The organism is Streptomyces sp. NPDC101151 (assembly GCF_044768335.1).
Classification (GTDB): Bacteria; Actinomycetota; Actinomycetes; order Streptomycetales; family Streptomycetaceae; genus Streptomyces.
Window position 1 is genome coordinate 1 of the sequence record NZ_JBIWPP010000007.1, and the last position, 18,398, is coordinate 18,398.

13 protein-coding genes, 1 tRNA gene and 2 pseudogenes are annotated in these 18,398 nt (G+C 66.0%); 10 read left to right on the forward strand and 6 right to left on the reverse strand.

The genetic code is table 11. The annotated features are described in order from the left end of the window. Positions 1 to 1,440 precede the first annotated feature (1,440 nt). Together ACIRU3_RS15195 and ACIRU3_RS15200 are read right to left on the reverse strand one after the other, a co-directional pair. The gene (locus ACIRU3_RS15195; protein ID WP_404056253.1) at positions 1,441 to 2,145 is read right to left on the reverse strand and encodes a response regulator; all 705 of its coding nucleotides are present in this window, start codon (positions 2,143 to 2,145) and stop codon (positions 1,441 to 1,443) included. A gap of 1 nt (position 2,146) precedes the next feature. Next, positions 2,147 to 3,751 carry a sensor histidine kinase gene (locus ACIRU3_RS15200; RefSeq protein WP_404056255.1) on the reverse strand — a complete coding sequence of 535 codons (1,605 nt, stop codon included), beginning with the start codon at positions 3,749 to 3,751 and terminating at the stop codon, positions 2,147 to 2,149. A gap of 722 nt (positions 3,752 to 4,473) precedes the next feature. Here ACIRU3_RS15200 and ACIRU3_RS15205 point away from each other — a divergent pair. The 3 genes and pseudogenes from ACIRU3_RS15205 to ACIRU3_RS15215 form a co-directional block, all read left to right on the forward strand. Next, a tRNA-Ser gene (locus ACIRU3_RS15205) sits at positions 4,474 to 4,540 on the forward strand. Between the two features lie 781 nt (positions 4,541 to 5,321). Continuing rightward, positions 5,322 to 5,888: a Uma2 family endonuclease gene (locus ACIRU3_RS15210; RefSeq protein WP_404056257.1), complete on the forward strand. Its 567-nt coding sequence runs from the start codon at positions 5,322 to 5,324 to the stop codon at positions 5,886 to 5,888. Positions 5,889 to 5,919: 31 nt separating this feature from the next. Next, positions 5,920 to 6,126 (forward strand): annotated as a pseudogene (locus tag ACIRU3_RS15215) (cupin); the annotation flags it as partial. A 19-nt stretch (positions 6,127 to 6,145) separates the two neighbouring features. Here the strand turns inward: ACIRU3_RS15215 and ACIRU3_RS15220 are convergent. Continuing rightward, on the reverse strand, positions 6,146 to 6,331 hold the full coding sequence (locus ACIRU3_RS15220) for a hypothetical protein (protein WP_404056259.1): 186 nt from the start codon (positions 6,329 to 6,331) through the stop codon (positions 6,146 to 6,148). A 79-nt stretch (positions 6,332 to 6,410) separates the two neighbouring features. Next, on the reverse strand, positions 6,411 to 6,707 hold the full coding sequence (locus tag ACIRU3_RS15225) for a hypothetical protein (protein WP_404056261.1): 297 nt from the start codon (positions 6,705 to 6,707) through the stop codon (positions 6,411 to 6,413). A 1,125-nt stretch (positions 6,708 to 7,832) separates the two neighbouring features. On the opposite strand from ACIRU3_RS15225, the gene ACIRU3_RS15230 reads away from it, so the two are divergent. From ACIRU3_RS15230 to ACIRU3_RS15250, 5 genes and pseudogenes are all read left to right on the forward strand, one after another. Continuing rightward, positions 7,833 to 8,198 carry a hypothetical protein gene (locus tag ACIRU3_RS15230; RefSeq protein WP_404056263.1) on the forward strand — a complete coding sequence of 122 codons (366 nt, stop codon included), beginning with the start codon at positions 7,833 to 7,835 and terminating at the stop codon, positions 8,196 to 8,198. Beyond that, positions 8,188 to 12,474 carry a DUF6531 domain-containing protein gene (locus tag ACIRU3_RS15235; protein ID WP_404056265.1) on the forward strand — a complete coding sequence of 1,429 codons (4,287 nt, stop codon included), beginning with the start codon at positions 8,188 to 8,190 and terminating at the stop codon, positions 12,472 to 12,474. The genes ACIRU3_RS15230 and ACIRU3_RS15235 overlap by 11 nt, the downstream gene beginning before the upstream one ends. After that, a complete protein-coding gene (locus ACIRU3_RS15240) occupies positions 12,471 to 12,932 on the forward strand; it encodes a hypothetical protein (protein ID WP_404056267.1) in 462 nt (153 codons plus the stop codon). The genes ACIRU3_RS15235 and ACIRU3_RS15240 overlap by 4 nt, the downstream gene beginning before the upstream one ends. A gap of 646 nt (positions 12,933 to 13,578) precedes the next feature. Next, positions 13,579 to 13,863: pseudogene (locus ACIRU3_RS15245) on the forward strand (ATP-binding protein); the annotation flags it as partial. Beyond that, complete coding sequence (locus ACIRU3_RS15250; protein WP_404056269.1) at positions 13,860 to 14,264, forward strand: hypothetical protein; 405 nt, start codon at positions 13,860 to 13,862, stop codon at positions 14,262 to 14,264. The pseudogene ACIRU3_RS15245 and the gene ACIRU3_RS15250, both read left to right, overlap by 4 nt. A 40-nt stretch (positions 14,265 to 14,304) precedes the next feature. On the opposite strand, the gene ACIRU3_RS15255 is transcribed toward ACIRU3_RS15250, so the two are convergent. Continuing rightward, entirely contained in the window at positions 14,305 to 14,847 is a 543-nt protein-coding gene (locus ACIRU3_RS15255; RefSeq protein ID WP_404056271.1) for a hypothetical protein, read from the reverse strand. A 770-nt stretch (positions 14,848 to 15,617) separates the two neighbouring features. Between ACIRU3_RS15255 and ACIRU3_RS15260 the strand changes: the two genes are divergently transcribed. Together ACIRU3_RS15260 and ACIRU3_RS15265 are read left to right on the forward strand one after the other, a co-directional pair. Then, positions 15,618 to 16,172, forward strand: a complete 555-nt coding sequence (locus ACIRU3_RS15260) for a fibronectin type III domain-containing protein (RefSeq protein ID WP_404056273.1) — start codon at positions 15,618 to 15,620, stop codon at positions 16,170 to 16,172. An 840-nt stretch (positions 16,173 to 17,012) separates the two neighbouring features. Then, on the forward strand, positions 17,013 to 17,657 hold the full coding sequence (locus ACIRU3_RS15265; protein WP_404056275.1) for a class I SAM-dependent DNA methyltransferase: 645 nt from the start codon (positions 17,013 to 17,015) through the stop codon (positions 17,655 to 17,657). Positions 17,658 to 17,801: 144 nt separating this feature from the next. Here ACIRU3_RS15265 and ACIRU3_RS15270 read toward each other — a convergent pair whose 3' ends face one another. Next, the gene (locus ACIRU3_RS15270) at positions 17,802 to 18,017 is read right to left on the reverse strand and encodes a hypothetical protein (RefSeq protein WP_404056277.1); all 216 of its coding nucleotides are present in this window, start codon (positions 18,015 to 18,017) and stop codon (positions 17,802 to 17,804) included. Between the last annotated feature and the right edge of the window lie 381 nt (positions 18,018 to 18,398).

Sequence of the window (18,398 nt, forward strand, 5' to 3'; positions counted from 1 at the left end):
CTGCTGAACTGCTGGACCGGCACCTGCACCACCTGCCACCAACCCCTGCCCAGCAGACCCACACCAAGATCAAGACAGACCTAACGGAGTCCTACTAGTCGCTCCCGCGGCAGTGCTTCGGCGGCCTGCACACAGCGAGTCATCGCTAGAAGGAACCTGCGTACGCGTCACGCCGAATGCCACGCCGCCAATGCCGATGAGCCGCGTCAGTCTCGCTGCGAACGGCATCAAGGGCAGCCCTGTAAGTCGACTCCGCCTGAGCAATGCCGACACGGCAAGTCTCTTCAGCCGCTCGCAGAGCGCCACGCATCTGCCAGCGGCCCACCACGACAGCGGCCGGGACTCCGAGCGCTGCTACACCCGCAGCTGAGACGGCACCGATCCCCTCCAAGTCCATCCCTGGAGCATGCCGTAGCTGGCGGCACTCCGCCTACGCCTGTTCCTTGCGTGCACGAGTCTGGCCGGGGCAGGCGGCCAATCAGCCGCAACTGACCACCGGTGGGCGCGACCTGCCGCCGCCCTCATCGATCATTGCCCTGATCTACCGGTGCGCTCATCCAGCTTGCTGAACTGCGTGGATGGCTTGACCCGCGGTGAGCGCAGTGGCGGCCTCTGGCACCGAACGAGCCGCACAGGTTAGTAGGTGGTCTTCATGGCCATTCGGGCCGACTAGTCTTCCGGCGCACAGCGGACAACGTTTGGCTTCGTCGGGAATGTAGGACGCTGCCCGTTCGGCAGCCCGTAACACGGCGCCTCGATCGATGCCTCGGACCGGCGTGCTTGGGGCCAGGACGGCGGCGACAGCAGTCGGTACCTGTCCATGCGCTTCGGCCAGCGCGAGCACGCTACACACTGGCACCAACTGCAGACAGCAGCTTTCCTCGTGGAGCATAAACGCCAGATCGGTAAGTTGCCTTCGTCCTGCCGACATATAGTCGGCGCGGACAGCCGCCCCACATTGCACGCAGTTTGCGAGATCTGTTCGAGATCCGGCAGAGGGCGGTCTCCTGGGCCTCAGAACGTGGGCAAAGTGCAAGATGCAGTCCAGTACGTGTCCGGCGCTGTTGTCCAGCAGCACTAACGACAAGCCTTCAGCCACGCACTGTCGGCCATGCTTGGAACCTCTGTCGACCAAGCGGCGATCACACAGCGGGCAGCGAAGCTCACGGTATACATATCCCCGACTGCCGGTGCTGATGGCATTCCTCAAGAGTCCTCCCAGCGAAGTCGGCGACCTCGAGCAGTAGGGTCACGGGTTTCGCGCAGAAGGTGAGCTGTTCGCCGGGATCGGCGGCAAGCGGAGGGGAGCGGCCGTCCAGCATTGCTACTTACCGCGGTCGTCGCTGCTGTTGCCGTCGCTGCGGCTCGTGGCGCGACGGCCGACGTTCACCCGCAGGGTCCAGGGCGGTGATCACTCTCACCGCCCGTCGGTTGGCAGCCTCAAGTTCCCAGTCCGGCGGCGCGGGCCATGGCGATGAGTTCTTTGCGATCCGAGGCCGACAGTTTCTCTCTGGCCTGCAGGATCCTGTTCGCCACCGTCTTCTTCGCGATGCCCAGAACGGTGGCGATCTCCTGGTTTGACGGTTCGTCCGGACTTGCAACGAGGTTCACCACCTCGCGCTCCGCAGGAGTGAGGAGGGGAAGCGCCGACTCGCGGTGCGCGGTATAGGCGGTGCTGAACAGCCGACGTAAGCGCTCGTTGTCGGAGGTGAAGACCGACGCGCCGGACGCGACGACGAGGATGATGAGGGCAAGCCGGTCCTCGTCTCTGTCGGCCTTGCGCAGGTATCCGCAAGCTCCGGCACGCATGGCGGACACGACCAGCGGGTCACCGTCCCACTCGGAATGAACGAGCACCTTAGTTGTCGGCTGTGTCCGCATGATCTGCCGGGTGGCGGTGATACCCGCAGTCTCCGTGATCGGCCCGGTGCCCGCTTCCGGCATTCTCACGTCCATGACCACAACGTCGGGGTGGAACTCCTGACATCGCTGGACCGCTTCCTGGCCGTTGCACGCGACAGCGACCACGTGGATACGCGGATGGGCATCCAGGAGCATCCGCAAGGCGAAGCGTGCGAAGGGCTGGTCGTCGGCGACGACAACGCGTACGGCCCGCTCGTCGGCGCCGTTCTGGTCGGATGCCATCTCAGACTCCCTCGGACGGGGCGGTCTTCACCGTGATACCCGGCAGCACGCGAGGCAGGCGGGTGACGACCTGTGTTCCGCCCTGTCCCATCGTCCGCACCTGGCAGTCACCGCCGACCTCTGCGGCGCGCTCCCTCATGGATCCCAGCCCGACACCGGGGCGCAGCGGCTCGGGCAGCCCCCGGCCGTTGTCCGCGATGGTCATGGTCAGAGTCTCGCTGTCCGCCTCCAGCCGTACGCTGCAGTGATCACCCTTGGCGTGGCGCAGAGCATTGGTGAGAGCCTCCACCATGATCCAGTACAGTGCCTCCTCCGAAGCGGCGAGCATTTCAGGAAGTTCGTCAGGCAGTTCCACGTCGACGGGCAGCGGGAACCGTTCGAGGTAGGCCCGTACGGCACCGATGAGGCCGACCTCGTCGACAGGCGAACGCAGTCCCTGTGAGATCCGACGGACCGTCTCGACCCCTTCGTGCGTACGGCTGAGCCCGGCAGCCAGCAGGGCATCGGTCTTCTCCGGGTCGGCCGGCAGCCATTTGCGGGCCGCCTGCAGACCCCACACCACCTCGCTCAGAACCGAGTTGACGCTGTCGTGTAGCTCCCGTCCGAGCCTGCGGCGCTCCTCCGCCCGGGCTGCGGTCAACTGCCGCCCGGCTCGCAGCAGGTTCAACGTGAGCCGCACCCCGGCAGCCGCCTGGGCGGTGTGACGGGACACGTCTGCCAGCAGTCGCAAGTCCGCCGCAGAGAAGGATTCGCCCGGTGAGCGTGCTCCGAGCAACAGAGCGCCGACCTCCTCGTTGTGGTGGATGAGCGCGAGCCTCAAGACGTCCGGCACGGGCGCCCCGAAGCGGGCCGTCAGTGGCGACGAGCCGTCGGTGTGCGCACCGTACAGTTCGACGGCGACGTACGGCAGTCGCAATGTCTCCCCAACCGTGGCCGTCACTTGGGGAAGCACCTGTTGGGGATCGGTTGCCGCCGACAGTCGTCGGCCGAGTGCTACAAGCACCGCGTACGGGTCGTCACGCAGGCCATAGACCAGTCGGCTCACGGCACGCTGCAGGATGCCGTGCACTGGGTGCATGAGCGCCGCCACAACTGCGGTGGCCAGCAGCGAGACCGTCGGGGAGAAAGAGCTCTGCATCACCAGTTCGAAGAACGCCGCCGCCGCCGTGTACAGGCCGACGAGAACACCCGTCAGCACCCCATACAGCAGGGCACGGCTCAGGAGCCAGTCGATGTCGAACAGCCGGTAGCGGACGATCGCGATCATTACCCCGGTGCTGAAGACCACCGTGGTCGCACTCATGAGCAGTGATTCGACCACGCCTGAGCACGGGATGCTCAGGACCACGAGCCCCACGCTCGCGACCACGGCGAGCACCACCCACTTCAACCGCTGACGCCCGACGCAGTCACCGATCCAGAAGCGGTGTACCAGCGAGACAACCGCGAGCAGGAACGGCAGGAGGTTGAAGACAATGGCGGCTTGATTGATGACCTCGCGCAAGAACGCGAGCGCCGGCACACCAACCGGGTTGTCCAACGACGGGAAGTAGTCGTACCCCATCGGCCCGGGCAGGAACGCTCCCAACAGCAGGTTGAACACCACGGCACCCCCCGTGTACCAGGCGGCCCACCGCCAACGCGGGGACGGGAGACGGCCGTCGGGAAAACAACAGGAGGAGGAAGAAGACGGGGAAGATGAAGAACACGAACGCCCAGCTCGACACCCACGCAGCCATCACACCCCCCGGTGCGCCACGGCTGATCGCGTAAGCACCGTAGGCATGTGCCAGGTTGTCGAGCGACATCCCCGCCGACGCCAGCAGCAACAGCCAGCCCGCGGGGTTGCGCGGACGCCGCACCGCCAACACCAACCCCGGCGCGGCAAACAGCAGGACCGGCACCGGCTCGATGAGGGCCAGAGTCCAAGGGTGCCAGTCCGGGCGTGGCGCCGAACGGCTCAAAGTCACGTAGGCGATCGTCATGCCGGACAGCACACTGAGCACGGCACCTGCCGCCCATGCGAGCGCCGTCGTCCACCGCCGGTTCGCTTCGTTGGCCAACCCGCGTGTTTCATGACGATGCAGAGTCGTCGATGTCTTCCCGCTCATGTCCACCCCTCCCCAGGTGAATACGTTGAGTAGAAGAACAATCGACCGACAGTGATCTCGGGGGCAAGGGAACCGAGTCCCTGGCATCAGGGAACGGTGGTAGAGCCAGTCCCTTCGCAGCCGCCGTGCGGCCATGACCGTAGCCATGAACCACAGGCGAAACCTGCACTCCCCGGAGTCAGTGATGGCATTCTGGAGTAGAAAGAAGCACGTAGGAGCCATGGACCACGGATTCAGCTGCTCTCCTGAAGCGGGTGTCGCGGGTTCGAATCCTGCCGGGGGCACAACGCCTGACCAGGCACGATGCACCAGAAAGTCCCTCGGAAGTGATCTCCGCGGGAAGGCTGCTCCCCCAGTTTCGTCCTCCGCCTTCACGCAGTCGGCGCAGCGGTTGGGAGCCTCCGGCCCCGAGATCTGGGGCTGGCACAGCCGCACCCTCAGCAGCCGCGTCGTCCACGAAGGTCTTCGGCAGTGCGTAGGCACCCCGGACTGATCGAAGTTCCGCTTGCCCTCCTCGGCAAGGCCGATGCGCCGCTACTGATACTTCGTCACCGAATGCCTGATCTACTTGTAGAAAACATGACTCGCTCACCCTCAGCACCCGGCGGGCCACGCGGTGCGGGACGCCGCGCCAGGCCGTCCGGTTACCGACCCTCCCCTGCCTACTGCGACGGTGGAGAAGGCGGTGTCGATGCGATGGGTACCGCCGCGGTGCGCTGGAGGGCGTGGAGGTACCGGGGCGACGACTGTGCGAGCAGCTGGACCTTCAGGACTTCGAGGACGTCTGCGAGGTGGCGGCGTCCTCTCGGCCGTTGTATCGGGCTCGCCGAGCCGTCCCCTGCCACGCTCTCCGAGGCGGGCCACCAGGTCAGTGGTGCCGCTGGCCTGTTCCGGTCTCCTGGTGACGAGTCCACCCCGCCGGTTCCTCACTCGGCGTGGGCTCGCTGGTCGGATGCCGGCCGACCGGGAGGGGGCGTGAGCGCCATCAGCGTCCCGGACGGATGGCAGACAGTACGCTGAACCCAGCGGGATCGGGCCCGCAGGACAGCGTCCGGGAGGTGCTTCATGACGGCCGAGATGGTGGCCCCGGCGTGGATGCATGAGCAGATCACGGCGCAGGAGTACGAGTCCTGGTCCGAGGAGCAGTGCGCCGGTATCGAGATCGTGGACGGAATGGTCGTCGTGAGTCCGAGTGCGTCCAAGCGGCACAACCGGCTGGCCCGGATTCTGGCGAACGCCCTGGATGCCGCAGCGGGCACGGAGTGGAATGCCGATACGGACTTCGACGTCCGGCTTCAGGACCTCCCGCTCACCAATCGCCGCCCGGACGTCGTCGTGTACCGCGCAGACACGATCGACATCACCCCCACCCGCCCTGAGCACGTGCTGCTGGTCGCGGAGGTGGTGTCGCCGGGCTCGGAGACCACCGACCGGATCGTGAAGGTCGACCAGTACGCCAAGGCAGGCATCGGTTTCTACTGGCGGATCGAGCAGGCCGCGACAGGCGTTCCTCTCGTGTACACATACCTTCTCGATCCCGCAACGAAGACCTACCGGGACGGAGACGTGTTCACCGGCGTCCTCAAGGTAGCGGCCCCCTTCCCGGTGGAGATCGACCTCGGCCAGGTCTGACCACGCGCTGCTCAGAGTCGGCAGCGCGTGAGACTTCCTCTACGTACCGGCCGGCAGGCTCCACGCCTTCCAGAACGACAGTGACGACCCGGTGTCCCTGCTGCTGCTCTTCACACCAGGAGCTCCCGGGGAGGAGTACTTCGAGAAGGTGGCGGAGTACTCACAGCGCAGCCGCGAAGAGTTGAAAGCCTTCCGGGTCAGGCACGATCAGTACAACACCGACATGCTCGACGACTAGGGCGCGTATCGAGTCGCGATCATCCGGTCCGGGTGGCGTCTTTGAGCCAGATCATCGAGGCGCGCACGTGGAGGCGGGCGAGGTGGCTGTCCGGGGTCTTGTCGTACCGGGTGGCGCTCACGGACCAGGCGAGGCGGTCCTCGGGCAGCCAGTCGCGCAGGTCAGGTGGTTGCTGGGTCGCGGCAGCGGTTGGTCTCGGTCGCATGAGAGGAAGTTCTGCGGCATGCCCCGATGGTCCAAAACGGCCCGGACGGCAGAGGTTTGCGCGACAGCCCCCTTGAGAATCAGGCGCCAGAGTTGTCGACGAACCCCACGATATCGAGGTATTCGATTTTGGGCGGGACGCCATAAATCCCCGCCACCTTGTCGACGAGCTCCTCCGTGAAGAAGGCACGGGCTTTGTCCTCGTCATCCCACACGTAGAAGTTCCTTGCCTGAACGCCGTCTTCGTCGAGCATGAAGCTCTTGAAGCGAAGGCCAGCCATGCCTTCGAACAGTCCTCGGGATTCCCCGGCAATCTTTGCGAGAGTTGAACGATCGAACTTGTCGGTCTGCGTGAAAGTCACGAGCACGCCGATCATCGGACTTCCTATCGATTGGGTGAGCAACGGTCGATCGAGTGATGCTAGAGGCGGATCTTAGTGCACGCGGCCGGAAATTCTGGTCGTTAGGCCGCGAGTCGGACGTGCGGCTCGCGGTCGGCGATGCGGACCAGGGGCACATCGGTCTTTGCGCGCATGAACGCCCATCGAAAGGATGGGTGATTTGGCGCATAATTCCAACCAATACTTGCGGCCGTGCCTACTGGGTACATATTGAGTCGTGATCAATCTGTGGGATTTATCCTCACGGTACTCACCGGGAAGCACCGGGGCCTGACGGCCATGCGGAGCGCGCCTCGCCCGCCGACTGGTGTCGTACGGCTCGACGCGTGGGGCCGACCTCACACGTCCGCTGACGGGGCGATGCTTTGTCGCCCCCAAGAGGTGCGCGGTGCTCACCGCTTCGTCGACCGCAGCTGACCTCAGCGGACTCCCCAGCCCCTCGTTTCCAAGGGTTCGTGGAAGCCCTATGGGAACGTCATGGGAACGGAAGGCCGAGTAAAGGCGGGGAACGATCAGGCAAGGGCGGAAGGCTGCACCCCGCTGACCAGTAGGAACGGTGAAGCCGGGGAGAGATCATCACAGACAGGGGACGTCATAAGCCCTCTCCTAAAGCGGGTGTCGCAGGTTCGAATCCTGCCGGGGGCACAGAGAAACACCTGGTCAAAGGTCACATGGACCCTCCGTGGAAGCCACGGAGGGTCCTTTGTGTGCTCCCTGGGAACATCCTGGGAACGGGATGATGGGGATTTAAGGCAACTTAAGACCGACTCATGCGGTGCGGGAATTTTGTGGAGTTTTACTCCATCGCATGAGGCGCCATTACCCCCGGCGGGCTGCTTTCTGGGTGATGCGGGGCGTGCCGTACACGGCCGAAGGGTGATTCGCGCGTCGCCGTCGCGTCGCGCGGGTGAGCCATGCAGCCGGGCATGACGACCATGAGGCGGATGCTGTTGCCCAGTCGACCGAAGGCGACAAGCTCGGCTGTCGAGGAGCGCCCCCACCGCCGACGCATTACCTGCGCATACATTCAATATGACCTTTCCTTGACCAGTCTCGCCTAGGGTCAGAAGCTGCAGCTGCGAACCGGGGGAGACGACAGCGATGGGCGACGGCAAAGTCCCCGGCAAGGTGCTCGACATCAAGACCGCCGACATCAAGGCGGCGGCACCGGCCTTCCATCAGGGGGCCATCGATCTGAGCAAGGCACTGACCACCCTCATCCAGACCTTGGATGGCCTGGGCGAGCCCTGGGGCCACGACGAGCAGGGCGACAAGTTCGGCGACGCCTACAAGCCGCAGCAGAAGAAGATCGAGAGCGCCGCGGGCATCCTGGTGCTCGGGCTGACGAGCATTCACGAGGCCATGGTCGACCTGTCCGACGGAACCGTGGACAACGACCAGCTCATCGCCGGCATGTTCACTGAAGTGAAAACCGACAAGCAGAGCGACGGTGCCGGTGAGCGTTGAGGACAAAGCCCGCCACATCCTTCTCAAGCTGGGCATGTGGTGGCCCGAGGCCGACTCCGGCAAGCTCCGGGAGGCTGCGAAGGCCTGGCGCACGTTCGCCGGGGCCGTCGACGACGTCCGCTCTCCCGTGCACCGCAGCGCGTCTTCGATCATCCACCACAACACCGGTGAGTCGATCGAGGCGTTCGACAAGTTCTGGGGCCGCTATGCAAAGGACCAGGACGGCGGCTGGCTCAGTGACCTCGCGAAGTCCTCGCGGGAGATGGCCAAGGCGCTCGATAAGTTCGCCGACGCCATCGACGACGCCATCAACAAGCTCTGGACGCAGATCGGTATCGACGCGGCCGTGATCGCGGGCGGTGTGGCGCTGGCCTTCTTCACCGCGGGCCTCGCCTCCGGGGCGGCCGTCGCGGCGGCGGACGCGGTCATCGAGTTCGGCGCCACCATGGGCGTCGCGGTCACCACGACGGTGGCCGAGATCGCCGCCGGCACCCTCGTCGCCGCCGCGTTCGGCGGCGTCGAGTCGGTCGCCGTCGACCTCGCCATCGCCCAGCCGCTGAGGATGGCGACCGGTCTGCAGCACGGCTTCAGCCTGGACGAGGTCAACCAGGCCGCCAAGGACGGCATGATCTTCGGCGGCGCGCTGGGCGCCGGCGGCGGCCTGCTGAAGGCGAGCATGGAGGGCGGGCTGAGCGACACGACCCCGCTTCTGCTGCGCCCGCCGTCGCTTCGCCCGGACCTGGTCGATCTGGGCCCGGCGGCCCGCAACGCCGAGCGCACCCCGTGCGTGGGCGAGCCGATCGACGTGGCGACCGGCGCCATGCTGATGACGCAGACGGATCTGACCCTGCCGGCCGCTCTCCGCTTCGAGTTCACGCGCACGCACCTGTCGTCCTACCGGGGTGGCGTCTGTTTCGGCCCGACCTGGATATCCACACTCGACGAGTGCCTCCAGATCGACGGCGAGGGCGTCGTCTTCGCCGCGGCGGACGGCATGCGCCTGGTGTATCCGGTGCCGGAACCGGGTGTTGCGACCATGCCGGTGAAGGGCCCCCGGTGGCCCCTGGAGTGGGACGGCGAGCCGGACAGCGCGATGACGGTCACGGACCCGGCGACGGGCGTGGTTCGCACCTTCGCCGCGCCCGTTCCCTCACCCTCCTTCGGCGTGTTCCACCTGGCCCTCGACTCCTGGACGGACCGCAACGGCAACCGCATCGACGTCGAACGCGACGACGAGGGCATCCCGTTCGGCATCCGCCACTCGGGCGGCTACTACGTCGCCGTCGACACCGAGGGCCCGCGCATCACGGCGCTGCGCCTGCTGGACGAGCCACCGTCCCGCTACCGCCCCGGCACCGCGGCCGACGAGGGCACGGTCGTCATGCGCTACGCCTACGACCCGTCCGGCAACCTCACCGAGGTCATCAACTCCAGCGGCGAGCCTCTGCGCTGCACGTACGACACCGAGGGCCGCGTCACCCGCTGGACCGACCGCAACGGCACCTGGTTCGGCTACGTCTACGACGAACGCGGCCGGGTGGTGCGCACCGAGGGCGTTGACGGCATCCTCTCCGGCACCCTGACCTACGACGACACGGCCCGCACGACGACGTACACGGACTCGCAGGGCCATGCCTCGGTCCACCGGTACAACGCCGAGGGGCTGGTGGTGGAGGAGACGGATCCGCTGGGGCATGTCACGCGCACGGAGTGGGACGCGTACGGCGACGAGCCACTGACGGTCACCGACGCCCTGGGTCGCATCACCCGATACGCCTACAACGACGCAGGCAACGTCATCGAACTCACCCTGCCCGACGGCTCGGTGGCCCAGGCTGCATACAACGCGCTCGGCCTGCCGACGGAGGTCGTCGAGCCGGGCGGGGCGGTCTGGCGGCACACGTACGACGAGCGGGGCAACCTGCTGACGACGGTCGATCCGCTCGGCGCCGAGACACGGTACGCGTACAACGATGCGGGCCGTCCGACGGCGATCACGAACGCCCTCGGCCATACCCGCGCGGTGGCGTACGACGCGGCGGGCCTGCCCCTCGCCCTGACGGACGAGCTGGGCCACACGACCACAATCCGCCGCGACCCCTTCGGCCGAGTCATCGAGGTGAAGGACCCTCTCGGCCACGCCACCCGCCTGGGCTGGACGACGGAGGGCAAGCCGTCCTGGCGCGAGCAGCCCGACGGCACGCGTGAGTCGTGGACCTGGGACGCCCAGGGCAACCTGCTCACCCATACAGACCCCGCCGGGAACACCACCCACCATGCGGTGAGCCATTTCGGTGTGCCGGCCACCCGCACAGACCCCGACGGGGCGCAGTACAAATTCGTCTACGACACCGAGCTGCGGCTGACGGCCGTCACCAACCCGCAGAGCCTGGCCTGGTCGTACACCTACGACGAAGCGGGCCGGCTGACCGCGGAGACGGACTTCAACGGCCGCACCCTCACGTACACGCACAGTGCCGACGGGCGGCTGGCTGCCCGCACCAACGGCGCCGGAGAGACGCTGCGCTTCGCGAGGGACCCGCTCGGACGGGTCGTGGAGCAGCACTCGGACGCCGGTGATGTCACGACGTTCGTCTACGGCCCCGACGGCGGGCTGTACCGTGCGGCCAACGCGGACGCCGAGGTCGTGCTGGAGCGAGACATGCTCGGCCGGACGCTCTCAGAGGCCGTGAACGGCCTCACGACCACCCATGTCCACGATGCCGTCGGTCGCCGTACCCGACGGGTGACACCTTCAGGGCTGGTCTCCGAGTGGACGTACGACCCGGCAGGACAACCGCTCACTCTGCGGTCGTCCGCGGGTTCGCTGGATTTCGCCCACGACGCCGCGGGCCGCGAGACACAGCGCAACCTCGGTAGAGAGGCGACGCTGGCCCAGACGTGGAACGCCACGGGTCTCCTGACCGCGCAGACCCTGACCGCTGCCGTCCCGGATCGCCTCCTCCAGCACCGGACGTACGCCCACCGAGCAGACGGCTACCTCACCGAGATCCGGGAGCTGACGTCTGGCACCCGCCGCTTCGATCTGGACGGCATGGGCCGCGTCACCGGAACGCGTGCCCACGGCTGGAGCGAGACCTACGCGTACGACCCGGCGGGCAACCTGGTGCACGCCACATCACCCGCCCATGAGGCTCTCGGCGAGCGCCAGTTCGACGGCACGCTCGTCCGCTCGGCCGGCCGCACCTCTTATGAGCATGACGCCGAAGGCCGCCTCGTCCGCAAGACCCGCAAGCTGCTGAACGGCCAGACCCGCACCTGGACCTACACCTGGAACGCCGAGGACCGCCTCACGGGGGCGACCGCCCCGGACGGCAGCAGGTGGCGGTACGCATACGACCCGCTCGGCCGCCGCGTCTCCAAGCACCGCGTGGCCGACGACGGTTCCGCGGCCGACCGTACGGACTTCGTCTGGGACGACCTCTGTCTGGCCGAGCAGACCGCGCCGGACGGCCGGGTCACCACCTGGGACCATGCGCCGGACGGTCCCCGCCCGATCGCCCAGACGGACCACAGGCCGGCCGCGCCGGCCGCCAACACGTCGTTCCTCGCGCAGCTGGCACAGGAGTCGGATCCCGGACACGACGCCCGGTTCCACGCCGTCGTCACCGACTCGATCGGCACGCCCACGGAACTGGTCGCCTCGACCGGGGAACTGGTCTGGCAGCGCCGTACCAGCCTGTGGGGTACCCAGATCCCGGCCCCGGAACAGGACGCGTCGCCGGTCGATTGCCCGCTGCGTTTCCCGGGCCAGTACGCGGATGCCGAGACCGGCCTGCACTACAACGTGTACCGGTACTACGACCCCGAGACGGCGCGGTACATCAGCGCGGACCCGCTGGGGCTGCTCCCGGCACCCGATCACCACGCCTACGTGCCGAACCCGCTGGGCTGGAGCGACCACCTCGGCCTCGCCGGGAAGGGCCCGAAGGGGCCCTCGAACCCGCTGAACTTCGGGAATGGGTACACAGGCCGGAGCGACCCCTTCCCTGTGAGCAACAAGGGAATGGACGTGGAAATCCACGTCTACGACAAGTCCATGCGCGAAGTCGGGCTGTTCAACAGCCAGGGATGGTTCAATAAGCATGGCATCAAAGCCTCGGAAGTCGAGGTCCCGCCCAGCGTGGAGAACGCCATCAAGGGGCGGATGATCTACGAACTGCGGAAAGTCGGCCGCATCGGCCCCAAGGGGACCGAGGACATCACCGGAGACAAATGGAGGCGACCGCCTCTCGCCGCGAAAGGTTGCAAATGAAGTACGTCACGACCGTCTGGGACGACGGCGGGTTCTTCGTGGATCCGAGGGCTTATCTGGCCGAACTCCCCAAGCTCCGCGACCAATTGCCGGCTGGGGCCTGGGCCTTCGCGTCCGATCCGGCGCATTACGCTTTGGGGCACGGCAACAGTCACTGTGTCAAGGATCTGGAGTTGTCCGGTATTCAGGTGGCCACCGACAAAAGCGGGGGGCTGACTCTGGAATTCGCTCCCAATCAGTGGAAACACGACTCCGGGCTGCGCATCAGCTATTCAGGCGTGACGCACTTCTCCATCGACTATGAGCACGCCATCGACTGGATGCTGGTCGACACCGTGCTCCTCGACGAGATCCTCCCGGACGAGGACGGCGGCTGCGTGCACGAGATCGCGCTCACCGACGCGTCGATCACCGTCCGCTGTGCGGACCTGCAAGCCATATGGGGAGACGCGAGCTGAGCCCGGCAGCCTTCGACCGACACGGGCGACCAGGACGTGCTGGAAGGGGCACTCGAGCCGCTCCACACCGACATGTGCGTGGTCTATGGCCTCGCCGACGAGGACACCGTCGAGATTGCCGAGGCACCGGCGCGAATCCGCATCACCCTGGACGGTACTCACCGGGAAGCACCGGGGCCTGACGGCCATGCGGAGCGCGCCTCGCCCGCCGACTGGTGTCGTACGGCTGGGCGCGTGGGGTCGACCTCACACGTCCGCTGACGGGGCGATGCTTTGTCGCCCCCAAGAGGTGCGCGGTGCTCACCGCTTCGTCGACCGCAGCTGACCTCAGCGGACTCCCCAGCCCCTCGTTTCCAAGGGTTCGTGGAAGCCCTATGGGAACGTCATGGGAACGGAAGGCCGAGTAAAGGCGGGGAACGATCAGGCAAGGGCGGAAGGCTGCACCGCGCTGACCAGTAGGAACGGTGAAGCCGGGGAGAGATCATCACAGACAGGGGACGTCATAGGCCCTCTCCTAAAGCGAGTGTCGCAGGTTCGAATCCTGCCGGGGGCACCAGTTCAGAAGGGGTCCGCCTCCCAATTTCGGGAGACGGACCCCTTCTGACATCCAGATCTGACATCAACGGCGGCGGTCACTGACGACCGGGACGCCTCCGCAGCAGCCGATCTCCACACGGCCAGCGGCAGCGAGCACGGCAGCTTCCACCTGGCCGTAGCCGTCTCGGCGCAGGTGATCGCGGTATCAGTGACGGACGACGGAGCCACGGGCACGGCCCCCAAGGCCGAGCACCAGGACCAGGACGCAGAACACGGCCGAGGACTCGGCATGGTCAGCGCACTCGCTCACCGCGTCGTCGTACGCCAGAGCCAGGCCGGCCACACGGTCACCGCGGAGCTCTTCACCGACGGACACCCGAGCGGGACCCCGTGCCGAGGACAACGGGAGCTCCCGGCTTCTGGTGCGAGTGCTGGACCCGAAACCTGGACGACGGCCAGCCCCAGACACTCTTCGGCTCCTACGACGCCAGCACCGAGGTCGAGGCGAACAACTGGGTCTCCACGATCCTGCGGACCATCTCCCCGGCCCTCGACACGGACACCTCAGAAGCTGCGTGGGAGCGGCTCTACGACCACCGCGTCAACACCCGCCGAGCCCTCATACGTCGCGTGCCCTGGACGGTATCGGTCACCCACGCCCGCGCGGTCATCACCTGGACAGTGAGCCCGGTGACCTACCTGCCGCTCGCGCACCGCCAGAGCTTCGAACTCCCCCTGTGCGCGTACGCCTTCAAGTCACACACGCCCCGAACGACGGTGTCTAGTCCCAGGTGATGGCTGACGTTCTGATCCCAGGTGATGGTTGACGGTGGGCCTACACAACGGAGACTTCACGGGGCTTGTTCGCTTTCACGTTGCGGACCGGGACGTCGGTGGTGCGCCGGATGACCCAGACCTGGCTGTCCAGCTCGACGGTGATCGTCGTGTCCGACACGTGCACGGTCACGGTCTGGCCTGCGTATGGGCGGCCGAGGGAGACGACCTGCCGGCAGACCATGACCGTGCCCACCGCGCTGATCCGCCGCTGCACCCGCACGGGCCCGACGCCCGGACGCGGCGGAGGGCCGGCCGGACGCAGGCCCCGCAGTCGGCGGACTTCCTCGCTGGTCAGCGGGTTGGGCCGCACCCGCAGCAGTTCCCGCGAGGACGGATCGAAGAACGACAGCGTCTCGTCGATGCGGATGCCCACTCGTCGGCCACCCAGGATCTCCGCCGCCAGCACCTGGTGCCCGCCCAGGCCCACCAGCCCGCTGTTGTTCACGACCCGGTCCACCTCGAACGCGGACGCATCACCGGCCGGCAGCGGAGACAGGCCGGCCGGCCGGCCGCGTTCCCGAACTGTGGGCGAGGCAGTCACACCCACGAGTGGACGAACTGGACTCGGCGACCACGGCCACGCGACACTTCGACAACAGGGCCTCTTGATTCTCGCTGGACTCGACATCCGCGAGCTACCAAGCGGCCCTTCCTCCATGCACCCTCACCGGACAACTCACTCGAACCAGGCCACCGTTCGCAGCCGTCCGACCGCGTGAGCGGATAGAGAACAGCCAGTTAGGCAGCCACTTTGGGGGGAGCCTCGAAGATCATGGCCCCAACGTCATGCTTCGGCCGCGCTTTGGAAGCAACGCCCCCTGGTCACTTGTCTCCGCAATCTCAGTACGCCGGGGGGAGACGTGCGCAATTCACTTCGCGGGGCGACCGCACGGCCACCCCGTACGCAATTTAACTGCAGGTTCATTTCTTTCGAAACGGACCACCCTCCCAAGATGCGACAGAATCGCAGCGGTGCGATTCTGGTGTACGAGCGATGCATCATAGTGTCTCGCCGGTAGTGCGGCATCCGCCAGTCGAGTCAACCCCCGGTTTCCGCGAGGTTCGAAGATGAAGCTTGGACACGCCGTAGCGGCTGGAGTTCTACTTGCCCCCATCCTGGTCGTGGGCGCGACGGAGCCCTCTGTGGCCGCTAATACGCACACCGTAATTTTCGTTGGCTACGTAGGGGCGTTTGACCACGGAATCATAGAGAGGAGTAAAGCGTTTAATAATTTCAACCAAAGAATCAATCTCACCCACGATGCCCCAAAGCAGACATTTCATGCCTCGGTGTGCGCAGGAGGCGAGACCGTGGCCGACCTGACGGTCGAACTGTTCCTGAGGAGCGACGAAAAGATTGTCGCCGGATCAAATATCAAACTGTACGAATTTCAGGATTGCAACCACTCCGACCTCGAAAAAAGCTATTCCCCTGCGCCTGTAATTATCGCCATGGGCAAAACAAAGAAATTCGATATCGGGGCAGCGAGTAATGAAGAGACCTTCGACGCCGCCAATGCGGAATTTACTGCAACTCACATAAAATCGGCCGCGGACCTCGGGCGGCCGAATGAGCCTTCGAACGTGATCGCCTCGACACGCAATATCAGCCTCATATGCGCAGCTACGGGGAAGCCCTGCCCCGGGAAGAATGTCGGGGTGGAATGGCAAGACAACGCCACAAACGAAACCGGCTACGAAATCCGCAACACCACTACCAACCAGAGCTTCCTCTTCGCCCCGGACACTACGCACTTCACTTTCACCAACCTTGAACGCATAACGCACTGTTTCCAAGTCCGCGCGGTCGGCGCTGCAGGCCCGTCCGACTGGACGCCTGTGGGTGAGAGAAAGGAATGTGTGTGACGGACTGCAGAGCGGTACCCGCGCTGTCCCATGTGGTGAGGCAGACGAGCCATGGCACTCGAACCCCCGGAAGCCGACCGCGTGCTTGAGACCATAGCCGCAGGGACTGACAATGGACCTGACGGTGATTGACCGTTGGATGTAGCCAGTTAGCCGCCCCGCACCACAGCCGCACCAGGCCGAGCGGGGAACAGCGGGGAAGTACGGGGAACACAGGCGCTGCCGGCAACGCCAAAGCCCAGCCGTCTGCCCAGGTCAGTGCTCAAGCGGACCCCAAAGGATCGCAGCTTCCCAAGCTGATGGCCTTGAGCTGGCCGACCCCGAGGCGTCCCACGGCCCCGCCGGCGCGGCTTGCTCTGGTCGACGGCATGGCAGCGTGGCTGAGGCTGGGGGGTGCGGCGAGGCATACGCGTGCGTGGTCGGTCGGCGCGCCCGCCGTCGTGGCTCACTGTCGGCGGCTGACGTTCAGGCGTCCCGCAACGAAGGTATCTGTCGTCGGCCAGCCAGCCGGACTGTAATGATCAACTCTGGGCGTCACTGCCGAGGCGATGGCCCGCCTGGCGGACAGACTTCGCAAGCGGTCCGTCGCCACGACACTCTCTTCGTCGCCCACCTGACCGTCTTGAAGCTGCCCGGGCCGATTGACAAACGCCATTAGGAATCGTTGGCACACGCTCAGAGTCCGGTGGCACAGGACAACGATCCCCGCCACGGCGGCACTTATCCTCCGTACCCCGTCTCGAAGGATCTGGTCTCCGTCTCAAGTGACCTGGTCTGATTCGTCGTTGATCTCAGTTGATCTGGTTCGTCATCCTGATCGCTGCACTACTCTGTCGAGCCATGAACGCGGACCGCTGGTTGGCAGACACTCGGGCCTCCTACGACACGGTCGCGGTCAGCTATGCCGACCAACTACGCGAGACTCTGGCCGAGGCGCCGTATCTTCGGGCGGCTCTGGCGCTGTTCGCCGACTTGGTGCACGCCGCTGGCGGTGGGCCGGTGGCGGACGTGGGCTGCGGACCTGGACACGTCACCGCTCACCTGCACGAGCTGGGTGTGGACGCTTTCGGCATCGACCTTTCATCCGTGATGATCGACGTGGCTCGGCGTGACCACCCCCGCCTGCGGTTCGAGGTGGGCTCAATGACCGACCTCGACTTCGCCGATGCTTCAGTCGCCGGCCTGCTCGCATTTTGGTCGTTGATTCACATCCCCGACGAAGCAGTGCCTACGGTCTTCGGCCACTTCCGGCGCGTGTTGCGTCCCGGCGGACCACTGCTGCTCGGCTTTCACGTCGGCGACGGGTCGAGGCTGAAGACGCAGGGTTACGGCGGCCACCCGATGAACGTCCACGTTCACCGCCGCCGGCCTGACCAAGTGGCGGCCTGGCTACGCGATGCCGGGTTCACCGTCGAGGCCCAAATGCTGATCGCCCCCGACGAGAGCGTTCCAGGTGCGGTCCTCTTCGCACGCCGTCAGTCCTAGCCACGCCAGCGGTCCGGTTGCGGCCGACGGCACAGCGAAGTCGGACCACATCAACTGAGACAGCCTCCGGCATCCGCTCGCCCGGGACCACATCACTTGAGATTCCTGGCTTCCCCACGTCTCAACTGAACTGGTCGCCGCAGGTCAGCGACCCGACTCGGAACCGATCCTCTCGAACTGGCCCTTTGCTGTGATCACGTCCGTGCCACACCCGTGCCACATGGTCCGCCAGGAGTCCGCGTCCCCCTGCTCCTTGCGGATCATCGAACCGAGCCGATCGGCGATCTCCCGGTCCCGGCCGCTGACCATGTGCTGGTAGATCAGCGCCGCGCGAGGCGTGCTGGGGCCCATCCTGGTCATCAGGTCGCGCAGGCTCGCGCCGGAAGTTGCGAGGGTGTTCCCCGTGTGCCGATGATCGTCAGTTTCATAATTCGAGGGCGCAGCAGCGTTCGTACAGTGGTGCGCTCCACCTGGGCGCCAGGGACCACGCCCGCTCCACGGTGTGTGGGTCGACGGCAGACGGGATGGGGGCTGGGGAGCGGGGGCGGGGGAATCCCGCGTCGGCCCTTCTACGGAAATTCGACGATCTGGCTGTTCTGGCGTCACTGCCGGCTTGGCCCCCAGCCAGATCGCGCAGTCACTCGGTGCCGTCCCCGGCAGTTGTACCAAATCCGCTATCGGGCCCGTTGTTATCGCGTTCAGGTGGATTGCAACCCATGTTGGTGGCCATGCAGTCGGGCG

Bases quoted from the DNA above. Each gene is read 5' to 3' on its own strand.
- ACIRU3_RS15195 (WP_404056253.1), bottom strand. From the start codon at position 2,145: ATGGCATCCGACCAGAACGGCGCCGACGAGCGGGCCGTACGCGTTGTC.
- ACIRU3_RS15210 (WP_404056257.1), top strand. From the start codon at position 5,322: ATGACGGCCGAGATGGTGGCCCCGGCGTGGATGCATGAGCAGATCACG.
- ACIRU3_RS15220 (WP_404056259.1), bottom strand. From the start codon at position 6,331: ATGCGACCGAGACCAACCGCTGCCGCGACCCAGCAACCACCTGACCTG.
- ACIRU3_RS15225 (WP_404056261.1), bottom strand. From the start codon at position 6,707: ATGATCGGCGTGCTCGTGACTTTCACGCAGACCGACAAGTTCGATCGT.
- ACIRU3_RS15230 (WP_404056263.1), top strand. From the start codon at position 7,833: ATGGGCGACGGCAAAGTCCCCGGCAAGGTGCTCGACATCAAGACCGCC.
- ACIRU3_RS15240 (WP_404056267.1), top strand. From the start codon at position 12,471: ATGAAGTACGTCACGACCGTCTGGGACGACGGCGGGTTCTTCGTGGAT.
- ACIRU3_RS15265 (WP_404056275.1), top strand. From the start codon at position 17,013: ATGAACGCGGACCGCTGGTTGGCAGACACTCGGGCCTCCTACGACACG.
- ACIRU3_RS15270 (WP_404056277.1), bottom strand. From the start codon at position 18,017: ATGACCAGGATGGGCCCCAGCACGCCTCGCGCGGCGCTGATCTACCAG.